This window comes from Ruegeria sp. H3 (assembly GCF_056533095.1).
Genome location: NZ_JBQFOD010000001.1, coordinates 316,068 through 328,192 on the forward strand (window position 1 = coordinate 316,068; position 12,125 = coordinate 328,192).

12 protein-coding genes are annotated in these 12,125 nt (G+C 57.9%); 4 read left to right on the forward strand and 8 right to left on the reverse strand.

Annotation, left to right across the window (positions count from 1 at the left end; genetic code table 11):
* Positions 1 to 18 precede the first annotated feature (18 nt).
* Positions 19 to 783 carry an adenosylcobinamide-GDP ribazoletransferase gene (gene cobS, locus ACR0JE_RS01615; protein WP_480862508.1) on the forward strand — a complete coding sequence of 255 codons (765 nt, stop codon included), beginning with the start codon at positions 19 to 21 and terminating at the stop codon, positions 781 to 783.
* A gap of 349 nt (positions 784 to 1,132) precedes the next feature.
* Here the strand turns inward: cobS and ACR0JE_RS01620 are convergent, their stop codons facing one another.
* The 5 genes from ACR0JE_RS01620 to ACR0JE_RS01640 all read right to left on the reverse strand — a co-directional run bounded on the left by ACR0JE_RS01620 (position 1,133) and on the right by ACR0JE_RS01640 (position 6,110).
* A complete protein-coding gene (locus ACR0JE_RS01620; protein WP_170532727.1) occupies positions 1,133 to 1,648 on the reverse strand; it encodes a CarD family transcriptional regulator in 516 nt (171 codons plus the stop codon).
* Between the two features lie 283 nt (positions 1,649 to 1,931).
* A complete protein-coding gene (gene fdxA, locus ACR0JE_RS01625) occupies positions 1,932 to 2,270 on the reverse strand; it encodes a ferredoxin FdxA (RefSeq protein WP_170532724.1) in 339 nt (112 codons plus the stop codon).
* A gap of 65 nt (positions 2,271 to 2,335) precedes the next feature.
* A complete protein-coding gene (locus tag ACR0JE_RS01630) occupies positions 2,336 to 2,701 on the reverse strand; it encodes an RNA-binding S4 domain-containing protein (RefSeq protein WP_480862510.1) in 366 nt (121 codons plus the stop codon).
* Between the two features lie 6 nt (positions 2,702 to 2,707).
* Complete coding sequence (locus ACR0JE_RS01635) at positions 2,708 to 5,518, reverse strand: helicase-related protein (RefSeq protein ID WP_480862512.1); 2,811 nt, start codon at positions 5,516 to 5,518, stop codon at positions 2,708 to 2,710.
* A gap of 22 nt (positions 5,519 to 5,540) precedes the next feature.
* On the reverse strand, positions 5,541 to 6,110 hold the full coding sequence (locus tag ACR0JE_RS01640; protein WP_480541172.1) for a tetratricopeptide repeat protein: 570 nt from the start codon (positions 6,108 to 6,110) through the stop codon (positions 5,541 to 5,543).
* Positions 6,111 to 6,179: 69 nt separating this feature from the next.
* Between ACR0JE_RS01640 and ACR0JE_RS01645 the strand changes: the two genes are divergently transcribed.
* The 3 genes from ACR0JE_RS01645 to ACR0JE_RS01655 all read left to right on the forward strand — a co-directional run bounded on the left by ACR0JE_RS01645 (position 6,180) and on the right by ACR0JE_RS01655 (position 9,341).
* Positions 6,180 to 6,470, forward strand: a complete 291-nt coding sequence (locus ACR0JE_RS01645) for an SCP2 sterol-binding domain-containing protein (protein ID WP_480548969.1) — start codon at positions 6,180 to 6,182, stop codon at positions 6,468 to 6,470.
* Positions 6,470 to 7,417, forward strand: coding sequence for an alpha/beta hydrolase (locus ACR0JE_RS01650; protein WP_480862515.1), 948 nt, complete (start codon positions 6,470 to 6,472; stop codon positions 7,415 to 7,417). The genes ACR0JE_RS01645 and ACR0JE_RS01650 overlap by 1 nt, the downstream gene beginning before the upstream one ends.
* Positions 7,418 to 7,520: 103 nt before the next feature.
* The gene (locus ACR0JE_RS01655) at positions 7,521 to 9,341 is read left to right on the forward strand and encodes a M3 family oligoendopeptidase (protein ID WP_480862517.1); all 1,821 of its coding nucleotides are present in this window, start codon (positions 7,521 to 7,523) and stop codon (positions 9,339 to 9,341) included.
* A gap of 77 nt (positions 9,342 to 9,418) precedes the next feature.
* Here the strand turns inward: ACR0JE_RS01655 and ACR0JE_RS01660 are convergent, their stop codons facing one another.
* From ACR0JE_RS01660 to ACR0JE_RS01670, 3 genes are all read right to left on the reverse strand, one after another.
* Positions 9,419 to 10,585, reverse strand: a complete 1,167-nt coding sequence (locus tag ACR0JE_RS01660; RefSeq protein ID WP_480862519.1) for a formylglycine-generating enzyme family protein — start codon at positions 10,583 to 10,585, stop codon at positions 9,419 to 9,421.
* Positions 10,586 to 10,715: 130 nt separating this feature from the next.
* Positions 10,716 to 10,985 (reverse strand): DksA/TraR family C4-type zinc finger protein, encoded by a 270-nt coding sequence (locus ACR0JE_RS01665; protein ID WP_480862521.1) that lies wholly within the window; start codon positions 10,983 to 10,985, stop codon positions 10,716 to 10,718.
* 56 nt (positions 10,986 to 11,041) lie between these two features.
* Positions 11,042 to 12,016, reverse strand: coding sequence for a Gfo/Idh/MocA family protein (locus ACR0JE_RS01670; protein WP_480862523.1), 975 nt, complete (start codon positions 12,014 to 12,016; stop codon positions 11,042 to 11,044).
* Positions 12,017 to 12,125 lie beyond the last annotated feature (109 nt).

The window sequence follows — 12,125 nt, forward strand, 5'->3', positions numbered from 1 at the left end:
ACCCTGAAAGGCGCGAAGGTGCATAAAAACGACACCAATCCAGTTTCTGCGTGGGACATCCCGCTGGCGCTGGTCCTGTTGACGCGCCTGCCCATGCCCCGTCTGCCGGATCATGTCTTTGCCCGGCAGGCTCATGCGGTCTGGGCTTTTCCAGTGGTCGGATTTGTCGTCGGCGGGCTGGCTTGTGCGGTGGGTTGGGTCTTGCTAGCGCTGTCCGTGTCCTCGTTCGTTTCCGCTGTTCTGGTTGTTGGGGCCCTGATCATGGCGACGGGCGCCATGCATGAAGACGGTTTGGCCGACACGTTTGACGGGCTTTGGGGCGGATTCACACCCGAGCGCCGGCTGGAAATCATGAAGGACAGCCATATCGGGACATATGGCGTTTTGGCCCTGATCGGTGCACAACTGATCCGCATCTCAGCGATTGCTGCGCTTTTGTCCGAAGGTGCGTTCTGGGCAATCCTTACCGCCTGCGTGCTGTCCCGTGCCATGATGCCGGTTCTCATGACCGCCTTGCCCAATGCACGGCAATCGGGCCTAAGCCATTCGGTCGGCACACCAAATGCGATGACCGGAACCCTGTCGTTAGGTCTGGCAATCGTGATCGGCCTGCCGCTGGCTGGAACACTGTTTTTGTTGCCTGCGATTTGCGCTGCGGTCGTTGTTTTTGGCCTTTGCCTTTTGGCCAAGAAGAAGATCGGCGGCCAGACCGGCGACATTCTTGGGGCGTCTCAGCAACTGGCCGAGATTACATTCTTGGTCGCAATCAGCGCCCAGCTGTAAACATCAGGCCCGCCTACGCCTTTGGCAAACATGCCCAATCAGCAGATAGAGCACAGGAATAAGGCTCAGTACGCCTGCCGATCCCCACACCAATCCCGCTTGCTGCAAAAGAACCTGACCCGTCTCCGGGTCATAACACCGGCCCAACTCGTTGAAGCAATCACGCCACTTGAAGTATCTGGAATAGTAAGCTGCCCAAAACACACCGGACATGGCAAGCAAAGCGCATCCTATGACTATCCTGATCACGGCCGGTTCCTCAGCCAATGGGCGTTTGGGCTTAGCCCAACTTAGATAGAAAAAGCCGCCCTGAAGTCAGAACGGCTTTGACAACTTAGCGTCAGTGCATTCAGGCAGCAGCAGCGCGCGAGGTCAGCACCTCATCCACTTGTTTGGCTGCCGACAGCTCACCTGCGCCCGAAACAGCAGCAACTTCCCGGGTCAGGCGTTCCAGCGCGGCTTCGTACAGCTGACGCTCGGAATAGCTCTGCTCGCGCTGATCGTCGGTGCGGTGCAGGTCACGAACCACTTCGGCGATCGAGATCAGATCACCCGAATTGATCTTTTGTTCATATTCCTGCGCCCGGCGCGACCACATGGCGCGCTTTACCTTGGCCTTGCCTTTCAGCGTTTTCATCGCCTGGCTGATCACGTCCGGCGAGCTAAGCGAACGCAGCCCGGATTCGGTGACCTTGTTGGTCGGCACCCGCAGGGTCATCTTGTCTTTCTCGAATGAGATGACAAACAGCTCAAGCGAATAGCCCGCGACTTCCTGTTCCTCGATCGAGATGATCTGGCCCACGCCATGGGCGGGGTAGACAACATAGTCGTTGGGGCGGAACTCAAGCTTTTTCGACTTTGTCATTCAGTGTATTCCTTGGTTTTGGACCGGTAAGCAGACGACAAAACACCACAAGCGGGGACTGTTTCAGCCCCGACAGGCGGCATATTTGTCATAAATTCAGAACTCCAAAGCGAGCATACTTACGGAGTGCATCCCGATCTCAGTCATCATGTAAGGAGGGAGTATATCACAAAAATGCGACACCCGAAAGTTTACCTAAGGTAAAATCGAAATATTCGCCCTGATTTCAGAGAATTACCACGCCGCATTGAAGAGCATCGTCCCAGGTCAGGCGGCGAATCGCTTATCCGCCCTCGCCGGGCGCTTCGGAGAAGTATTTCTCCATCTTGCCTTCTTCGCCGTCCCGCTCCTCTGCTTCGGGCAGAGGATCCTTCTTGGTCACGATCACGGGCCAAACTTCAGAGAATTTGCGGTTAAACTCGACCCATGTCTCCATCCCCGGCTCGGTGTCTGGGCGGATGGCATCGGCGGGGCATTCAGGTTCGCACACGCCGCAATCGATGCATTCGTCGGGATGAATGACCAGCGCATTCTCACCTTCGTAAAAACAGTCCACCGGGCAAACTTCGACACAGTCGGTGTATTTGCAGGCGATGCAGTTTTCGGTGACGACATAAGTCATTGCTGAGTTCCCGTATGATCTTTGGCGATTAGCTAATTCAGACTGGCCTTATCTTCAAGGTCAGATCAGTCATCCAGCGTGCGAGAAAGATCAATTGCTCGCCGATCTTTCTTGGTTGGACGACCTTTTCCCTCGAAACCGGGATTCGTGGGCCGTACCTCCTGTTTCGGGGTCAAATCCGAATACAGCGTTTGTGCCTCGGTCGCCGGACCACGCCTATCACCCAGCGCCTCAACCTTGACGACCCGAACAGTGCGCGCCTGAGGGAAGGTCAAAACATCGCCGGGCCCCACCGCTTGGGCAGGTTTCAGGACCCGGTTTCCGTTCAATCGAACATGGCCGCCGCTGACCTGTTTGGCCGCCAGGCTGCGGGTCTTGAAGAACCGCGCCTGCCAGAGCCATTTGTCGATCCGCAGCTTGGCCTGATCCATGACGGATCAGTTGCCGTCCTTCAAACCCATCAGCGCTGCTGCAAACGGGTTGTCCGGGTCGATCGCCTTTTCTTTCTTCGGAGGCCGGGACGAGAAGGATTTTGCGCCCTGCGGCTTGCCACCCTTTTTGCCTTGCGGCTTGCGACCGTCCTGAGGTTTGCCACGCGGCTTGCCTTTGCCCTGCCCCTGCTCGCGGCGCGGGCCGCGATTTTGCTGGCGCTGACGGCCCCAAGTGAAGGTGTAGAACACCTCGACCTCGGGTTCGTCATTTGCGGGCTCTGCGGCCGGAGCCTCGGCTGCCGCCTCGGTGCTTGTCGTGGCCTCGGCTGACGCATCGGCAGGTGCGGCGACCTCTGCGGTCGGAGCTTCAGCTACCGAGGTTTCTTCGGCAGTGGGTTGCTCTGCCGCTTCAGTGGCAGGTGCTTCAGCCGGTGCAGCTTTGACCTTTTCACGCTCGCCGCGTTCGGCCTTGTAGCCCAGCCCCTGCATCAGGTCCGCGAACTGTTCCAGCGTCATGCCCGTGATCGAAAGCATGTCAGGCTTGGCTTCAAAGCCACCCCGGCTGTCCTCGGCCCGCAGCATATCGGCCAGACGTTCCAGCATGTCGATCCGGATCGAGCGCTCGCCCGCATCGCGGTAGCCACACATGGTGTCGTATCCCTGCGGCGCATCCTTGGCGACGGGCACGGTAACCAGCCCCGGAGGCGGCGCTTCGGGGAATTCCTGCAGGCCACTGGACAATGCCCAAAGTACCAGACGCAAGCGCGTCGGCGCTGGCTTCAGCAGCAGCGGCATGAAGATGGTGAACTGACCAAAACGGATACCGTGCTTGCGCAATGCGCCGCGAGCGTCCTGATCCAGATCCTTGACCTCTTGCGCGACCTGCGCGCGGGGCAGCACGCCCAACGCCTCGAGCATGCGGAAGGCAAAGCCTTTCGCCAGACCGGACAGTTCCTCGTCCCGCGACAGGTTTAGCAGCGGCTCGAACAGCGCGGCCACTTTGCGGTCGATGAAGTGCTGCAACCGGCGCTGCACCTTCTGTTCGACGTCTGGCCCCGCGGCCTCATCCACAAAAACCTCGACCATCGGCTTGAGAGGCTCGGCCCCGGCAACCAGTTTACCGACAGCGTATTCGCCCCACATCAGGCCGCCCTGATCAGTGAAATCAATTTCGGTATCGGGTGCATTGTAGAAGCGATCGGCACGCAGATGGAATTGCGGCGCGAGGGCTTGCAGTGAGGCCGACTTGAGCGCTTTCGCCTCAGCCCCCTGCGCAGCTTTGTCCGGAGAAAACCGGAACCCTTCCAGACGACCGACGAATTCGCCTTCGACGGTCACTTCACCCTTGTCATTTACTTCGGCCAAAAGGGCCTCCTTCTGTTTGAGCCGGCGCAGCAACACGGATGTGCGCCGGTCCACAAATCTTTGAGTCAAACGTTCGTGAAGAGCGTCTGACAGCCTGTCTTCTACAGTGCGCGTCTCGTCCCGCCAATGCGATTCGTCACGCACCCAGCCGTTTCGTTGCGCAACATAGGTCCAGGTGCGAATATACGCCAACCTTTTGGAAAGAGCATCGATATCGCCATCTGTCCGGTCGATACGTCGCACCTGCCGGGCCAAGAAATCATCAGGGATAGACCCGCGCTCGTGCAGGTGGCCAAAGATCACTTCGAGCAAACCTGCATGTTCGGCGTGGCTGATCCCCCGGAAATCGGGAATACGGCACACATCCCATAGCAAACGGACCGATGTCCCATCGCTGGCACGCGCCACAACATCGGTGACTTGTGACAGGGATTTCAGGGCATTCAGGTCATCAGCCGGGCGCGCCTTAACCAGGTTTTCGCCCTGCGGACTGGCCTCAAGCGCGTCGATCAGCGCCTCAATCGAGCCAAAGCGAAGGGCGGCATTTCGCCAGTTCAGCTTTTTCATCGGCGTAAACCGGCTGTCCATGATCGCCTGCGCCACGCCCTCATCCAGCGGAGACGCCTCACCCGTCACACCGAAAGTGCCATCTGACATGCCGCGCCCTGCCCGGCCTGCGATCTGTGCTAACTCATTCGGCGCGAGCGGGCGCATCCGGCGGCCATCGAATTTTGACAGGGATGAGAACGCCACATGGTTCACATCAAGATTTAACCCCATCCCAATGGCGTCTGTGGCGACCAGATAATCGACCTCACCATTCTGATAAAGGTCGACCTGTGCATTGCGCGTGCGCGGGCTAAGCGCCCCCATGACCACGGCCGCGCCGCCCTTTTGACGGCGCAATAGTTCAGCAATGGCATAGACATTGTCGACCGAGAAGCCGACGATGGCACTGCGTGCGGGCATCCGGCTGATTTTTTTTGAACCGGTATAGACCAGCTGCGACATCCGCTCGCGCCGTACGAACTGCGCCTCGGGAACCAGCGCAGCGATCGGGCCGCGCATAGTGTCCGAGCCCAGAAAGAGGGTCTCATGGGTTCCACGGGATCTCAGCAACCGATCTGTAAAAACGTGACCGCGTTCCGGATCAGCGCAAAGCTGGATTTCATCGATGGCAACAAAATCAGCCCCCATCCCCTCGGGCATCGCTTCGACCGTACAGACCCAATACTGGGTGCGGGGCGGCACAATCCGCTCTTCGCCCGTGACCAGAGCCACAACAGACGGGCCGCGAATTGCGACGATCTTGTCATAGACCTCGCGTGCGAGCAGACGTAGCGGCAGGCCGATGACACCCGTTCGATGTCCCAGCATGCGTTCAATAGCGTAATGGGTTTTGCCTGTATTCGTCGGGCCAAGTACGGCCACTACTCGGGATGACCCGCTCACCTGTGCCCCCTGCCCCAGTGTCTCAGAGAGCTGAGCCTTCGACCTGAGGCTTTAGTCGATTCACCGCATTGGTTACTTCTTCGTGATGGGGATGTATAGCCAGTGCACGCTGATAGGCATCGAATGCACGCTCGGGCTTGCCCACAACCTCAAAGATCAGACCCAGACCATAGATAGCATCGTAGTTATTGGGGTTCAGGGTCAGCGCATATTCCAAATCGGCTGCAGCCATGCCGAACCGTTCCTGCCCAAAAAACGCTGACGCTCGCACATGCCAGCCTTCGGCGAAATCAGGGGCGTGATCTGTCAGGGCTGTCAGATGCTCAATGGCGGTTTCGACATCCCCATCATCCAGCGCCTCTCGCCCGCGCTCTAACAACAGGTCCGCCGAGGCCGAACCAGATTGCGACCAAAGCGCCTGAAGCTGCCGATCCAAACCAATTGCCTGCTGCGGCGTTGATTGAGCCAGTTGCTGTAACAACTGAGTCTCATCCCGGGAATCGGCCTCTTGCGCGACGCAAGTTCCGGAAATCATGACTAGCAGCGCGATTGCCGCAACGGTACCTTTGAGATTGTTTGTTGCAATGCCCATAACAATGCTCAGTGTAGCGTTGCGACCGGGGATGTCCATTCACGGCGCACAAACAAAATGAGGAGCACCATGAGCGACACTTTGGAAGCAGCCGTATCCGCGCTGAATGAAAAACTGGCGGGTGGCGACTTTGACGCCTCGGCCAAATTTGCAATTGCCGATCTGGGCGCAATCATTCTCGATTCGGACGGTGCGCGCATCAGCGATGACGAAGCAGACGTCACCCTAAGCGCCGATGCCGATACGTTTCAGGAGATTCTCAGCGGCGCGCTGAACCCCACGGGCGCATTCATGTCCGGCAAGCTGAGCGTAGATGGTGACATGGGCGTCGCCATGAAGCTCGCCTCGGTGCTGGCCTGATGAAACTGTCGCCGGCCCCCTTTTTCGAAGATGTGGCCGGCGGTCCCGCCGGTGGTGCGGCTCATTGGTTGCAGACGACGGACGGGCCCCGCATTCGCATGGGCCATTGGCGGCCTCAGGGCGATGCAAACGGCACGGTATTTATGTTTCCAGGCCGCACCGAATATATTGAAAAATACGGCAGCACCGCTGCGGAGTTTTCTGAACGCGGGTTCGCCATGCTGGCTGTTGACTGGCGCGGTCAGGGCTTGGCAGATCGGTTGCTGGACAACCCCCGCATTGGCCATGTGGACCGTTTCCCGGACTATCAGCATGACGTGCAGGCCGTCATTGATCTGGCCACGCAGCTTGACCTGCCGAAACCCTGGTATGTGATCGGGCATTCGATGGGCGGGGCCATCGGGTTTCGCGCGGTTGTCGAGCAAGGATGCTTTGCCGCCTGTGCCTTCACCGGCCCGATGTGGGGCATATTCTTTACCCCTGTCATGAAGCCGCTCAGTCGTTTGACGGCCTATTGGGGCACTGCACTTGGCCTGGGCGGACGGACGCCGCCAACAACTTCATTGGAAAGCTATGTGCTGTCGCAACCATTTCAGGACAATGTGCTGACCCGCGATCCCGCGATGTTCAAGATGATGCAGGATCAGCTGACCGCACATCCCGATCTGTCACTTGGCGCCCCGTCCAATCGGTGGCTGCGCGAGGCATTAACAGAATGCGCCTGGCTGATGGATGAGCCTGCCCCTGATACACCTTGCCTGACCTTCCTGGGCAGCCACGAACAAATCGTGGACCGCAAGGCGATCCGCGCCCGAATGGCAAACTGGCCGAACGGTACGCTGGTTGAGATCCCCGATGGTGAACACGAAGTGCTGATGGAAGCGCCTGATGTGCGTGGTCCGGTGCTGGATCAGCTGGCGGCTCATTTTCTGTCACACCAATCGTAGGGCGCAACTTGGGCCGAGTTGAGCCCCAATGCGCCAACTGTCCGCTTGTGATCCCGGCGCGGCAGCCCTAGATGTTTGCCAAAGCAGTTTCAAAAGGTGATCTATGCGCGACCTTCCCTTTCCCGTCCGTGATGCAAACGCTGTCAGTGGCACCGATAACCTGGGCAACCTGCCGGAATGGGATCTGAGCGACCTTTATGCCTCAGAAGACGCGCCTGAACTGGCGCGAGATCTGGATTGGTTAGATGGCGAATGCGCCTCTTTCGCATCAGACTACGAAGGCAAGCTGACCGACCTAAGCGCCGATGGCCTGCTAACCTGTGTTTTGCGTAATGAAAAGATCAACGCAATTGCCGGGCGGATCATGTCCTTCGCTGGTCTGCGCTACTACCAATTGACCACCGATGCGGATCGCGCGAAATTCCTGTCGGACATGCAGGAAAAGATCACCGTCTTTACCACCCCACTGGTGTTTTTCACGCTCGAACTCAACCGCATCGACGATGATGTGCTCAAAGCGCATTTCGCAGCCAATGCTGATCTGGCGCGGTACGAGCCGGTCTTCCGTCGCATCCGTGCGATGAAGCCTTATCAACTATCTGACGAATTGGAGAAATTCCTGCACGATCTGGGCGTTGTTGGCGATGCCTGGGAACGCCTGTTCGACGAGACCATTGCGGGTCTGACCTTTGACGTTGACGGCGAAGAACTGAACATCGAAGGCACTCTGAACCTGCTGACCGAGCAGGATCGCAGCAAGCGCGAGGCGGCGGCGCGTGAACTGGCATCGGTGTTTCAGGTCAACATCAAAACCTTCGCCCGTGTGCACAACACGCAAGCTAAGGAAAAGGAAATCGTCGACCGCTGGCGCAACATGCCAACCGCGCAGACCGGTCGCCATCTGTCGAACGATGTGGAACCCGAAGTGGTCGAGGCCCTACGCGAAGCAGTTGTGGCCGCCTACCCCAAGCTGAGTCATCGGTACTATGAGTTGAAACGCAAGTGGCTGGGTCTGGACGTCATGCAGGTCTGGGATCGCAACGCGCCCTTGCCGATGGAAGACACCCGCATCGTTGGCTGGGATGAGGCCGAAAAGACCGTTATGGACGCCTACAATGCGTTTGATCCGCGTATGGGAGAGATCGCCTCACCCTTCTTCTCAAAAGGTTGGATCGACGCGGCGGTGAAGCCGGGTAAAGCGCCCGGTGCCTTTGCGCACCCCACCGTGACTGACGTGCACCCCTACGTGATGCTCAACTATCTGGGCAAACCGCGCGACGTAATGACCCTGGCGCATGAGCTGGGCCATGGTGTCCATCAGGTACTGGCGGCAGATCAGGGCGAGATGCTGTCCTCGACCCCGCTGACACTGGCCGAGACCGCTAGCGTGTTTGGTGAAATGCTGACTTTCCGCAAAATGCTGGACAAGGCCGAAACCAAGGAACAGCGCAAGGTGCTGCTGGCCGGCAAGGTCGAGGACATGATCAACACGGTCGTCCGCCAGATCGCCTTCTACGATTTCGAATGCAAGCTGCACGCTGCCCGCCGCGAGGGCGAACTGACCCCGGACGACATCAACGCCCTGTGGATGAGCGTTCAGGCGGAAAGCCTCGGGCCGTCATTCGAGTTCATGGAAGGGTATGAAACGTTCTGGGCTTACATCCCCCATTTCGTGCACTCCCCCTTCTACGTCTACGCCTATGCGTTTGGAGACGGCCTCGTGAACGCACTTTATTCAGTCTACGAAAGCGGCGCTGAGGGGTTCGAGGACAAGTATTTCGACATGCTGCGCGCTGGTGGGTCGAAACACCACAAGGACCTGCTCGCCCCATTTGGACTGGATGCCAGCGACCCGAAATTCTGGGACAAGGGCCTGTCGATGATCTCGGGCTTTATTGACGAGTTGGAAGCGATGGAAAGCTGAATCAGGACAGGCCAATAATCGCTTTGTCCGCTTCGCGGACGAAGCGGACGTTACGCGCGACAGTTTGAATGGCGGCTTCACCGCATCGGTGCCAAATCACGCACCACTCGAAACCCGATCCATGGCGACCAGCTATCGCCCGGTCTTGAGGTGCGGCGTGCAGGACGCGCCAGTTCGACGTTGCCAGCATAAAATCCGCCTTTTATGGCACGTGCACATTCTACTTGATCCTCGTCAGCGTCCAAGTACTCGCTTGATGATGCGAGTTTGCGGTGAGGACCTTCCCCGCAAGTGCTTGTTCGTTCTGAGGCGTTGCCAGACATATGTCGTAGACCCCAGTGATTTGCTGCATCAAGGTCATCGACAGGGAGAAGCTCCCGCGCACTGCCAAGCTCGTAATTCCATACCGGAGAGCCGTCGACAATATCGACGCTGTAAACGAGGAAATTCGCCTGCTGCAAAGTGAGCGTATCGCCTTGTGCGAACTGTGTAGATGATCCAGCGCGTGCCGCATACTCCCACTCCGCCTCTGTCGGAAGGCGGTAAACTTCTGCACCCACTTTTTCATTGAGCCAATTCGTATATGTCTCCATCTCAGGATACGTAAGGCCGGTCATCGGGCTCCTTGGGTGCGTAGCGTGCGGGCCATTCGGGAGGCGAAATCTGATACGTGCATCCGGGGTGGGCAAACAGTTGGCATTTTTTTCACAAGCAACGTAAGCGTATTGCGATACGTCGTGTTGGTTCTGCTCACAAGCGCCGTCTTGAACGCAAGCTGCCCATTCTTCACGTGTGACTTCATTCCGGCCCATGGCAATCGGCATATCAATTGAAACACGATGCTGTGGTAGTTCGTGGAGAAAGGGATTGCCCGAATATTGCGGGTCTTCCGTGCGAATGATATTGCCACTTTCGTAATATTTGAGCAGTCCGGGCTCCGGTTGATCGGGGTTGATGCCAAGATGTAAATAGGCACTCCGAAGCTTCTCAAGGTAGTGTGTCGGGTCGCTGTTTGTGTTTAGAAAAAACCGCAGCCTCGCAGCATTTGCTTCACTCAATGACGAGCCCATTTGAAATATTCCCATCGGGAGAACGACCATCTCTGGGCAATCATCGCATTCTTGAAACGCGTCAAGGTTGCCGACCGGGCTACCCGACGCAATGGAATAAAGCTCTTCAGCCGATGCGGTGCTTCCAAGCAGAATGAAAAAGATCAAAGTCAAGGGGATCGAAAAATTGCTCATATGTTCTTCTCAAAATGGGTCGCTCGCGAAACTAGAAAGTTCATGTGGCGCCTTTATGGCGGCAGGAAAGCGGACATTCGCCGCACTGTAGCAACGGCGTCAATATGGGCTCAAAGCAGCCAAACCAACCTCACCTCAACTGACTATCCTTGGACCCGCGTCGATTGATCCCACCGGGCGCCTTGAACGCCCCATCCCGCTCCTGCTGGCAATCCAGGCACAGTTTCACGCCCGGCAAGGCGGCGCGTCGTTTTTCGGGGATCGGTTCCTCGCACTCCGCACAATGAGTCAGGCTTTCACCCACAGGTCGCTTTTGCGCCTGCATCCGGGCCAGCTCGTCCGATATCGACGCCTCGATCTGTTCGTTTACCGCGCCGTCGCGTGCCCAACCGCCTGCCATGGGGTCTCTCCTGTGTTCAAGGCGGTCAGGATAACCAAGCCAGCAGGTAAGGCAAGTTACAGGGCCACGGCCCCATCAAAGACCTGATCAATCATCCGTTGCGTCCCGTGCGAGAATTCCAGCGGGCAAGGGTAATCGGCACCGTCGCGCACCGACCGGCAGAACGCCTCAATCTGCAGCTTATAGTGATCATCGCCCGGAAAGCGCGTGACCTGCACCTCAAGCCCGGGGCGGTGCAGTTCCACCCGAGCCTCGCCAAAGACCCGCGCGTTGAACGGGGCGGTCAGGCGGATCACGCCGCCTTCACCGTGAAACACCATCTCCTGATGCGGGTGCATCCGGATCGAGACATAGGCCGAATAGGTGAAATCAGGGAACTGCGCTCGGATTTCAGTGAAGATGTCGATGTCGTTTTGCCAACGGATGGCGGATTGAACGCCGTAGGGTTCCTGCCCCGTTGCAAACCGCGCCGAGCCGATCACATAGACGCCAATATCCCGCAGGCCGCCGCCGCCCGTTTCCGCCTTGTTGCGGATGTTTCCAGTATCCGCGCGATTATCAAAGCTGAACGCGCCGGTCACGTGCACCAGTTTGCCGATGGCCCCGTCAGCGATCAGTTTGCGCACCAGCTGCCACTGCGGATGGTGGACAATCATATAGGCCTCAGCCGCCAACAGACCGGTCTGGTCGCGTTTGTCGATCAAGGCGTCGAACTCTGCGGCGCGCATGGTCATCGGTTTTTCACACAGAACGTGCTTGCCAGCATCCAGTGCCTTCAGGCTCCATTCCACATGCATGTGATTTGGCAAAGGGATGTAGACAGCATCAACCCGAGGGTCCGCTAGGATTGCATCGTAGCTGTTATAGATATTCAGGTCAGGGCAGAACGCCTGAAACGGGGCGGCCTTCGTCGGCTCCGAAGTCGCAAGCCCATAAAGCTGTGCGCCGTCCGCTGCGTGGATCGCAGGGGCCAGATACTGTTGCGCGAATTTCGAGGCGCCAAGAACGCCCCATCGAACCGGATTCTGCATTTTCCCCTCCCGTTAGCGCAATCATAGTTGCTTTCTATTTAGCGGGAGATGGCGGTGCTGTCATGCGGCTTTCCATCCGATCAGCCAAAAGAAAACCGGCTCAACGGGG

Excerpts from the sequence above, each read along its gene's own strand:
- ACR0JE_RS01655 (WP_480862517.1), top strand. The coding sequence starts at position 7,521 with ATGCGCGACCTTCCCTTTCCCGTCCGTGATGCAAACGCTGTCAGTGGC.
- ACR0JE_RS01640 (WP_480541172.1), bottom strand. The coding sequence starts at position 6,110 with ATGGGCATTGCAACAAACAATCTCAAAGGTACCGTTGCGGCAATCGCG.
- ACR0JE_RS01665 (WP_480862521.1), bottom strand. The coding sequence starts at position 10,985 with ATGGCAGGCGGTTGGGCACGCGACGGCGCGGTAAACGAACAGATCGAG.
- ACR0JE_RS01645 (WP_480548969.1), top strand. The coding sequence starts at position 6,180 with ATGAGCGACACTTTGGAAGCAGCCGTATCCGCGCTGAATGAAAAACTG.
- ACR0JE_RS01670 (WP_480862523.1), bottom strand. The coding sequence starts at position 12,016 with ATGCAGAATCCGGTTCGATGGGGCGTTCTTGGCGCCTCGAAATTCGCG.
- ACR0JE_RS01660 (WP_480862519.1), bottom strand. The coding sequence starts at position 10,585 with ATGAGCAATTTTTCGATCCCCTTGACTTTGATCTTTTTCATTCTGCTT.
- fdxA (WP_170532724.1), bottom strand. The coding sequence starts at position 2,270 with ATGACTTATGTCGTCACCGAAAACTGCATCGCCTGCAAATACACCGAC.
- ACR0JE_RS01620 (WP_170532727.1), bottom strand. The coding sequence starts at position 1,648 with ATGACAAAGTCGAAAAAGCTTGAGTTCCGCCCCAACGACTATGTTGTC.
- ACR0JE_RS01630 (WP_480862510.1), bottom strand. The coding sequence starts at position 2,701 with ATGGATCAGGCCAAGCTGCGGATCGACAAATGGCTCTGGCAGGCGCGG.
- ACR0JE_RS01650 (WP_480862515.1), top strand. The coding sequence starts at position 6,470 with ATGAAACTGTCGCCGGCCCCCTTTTTCGAAGATGTGGCCGGCGGTCCC.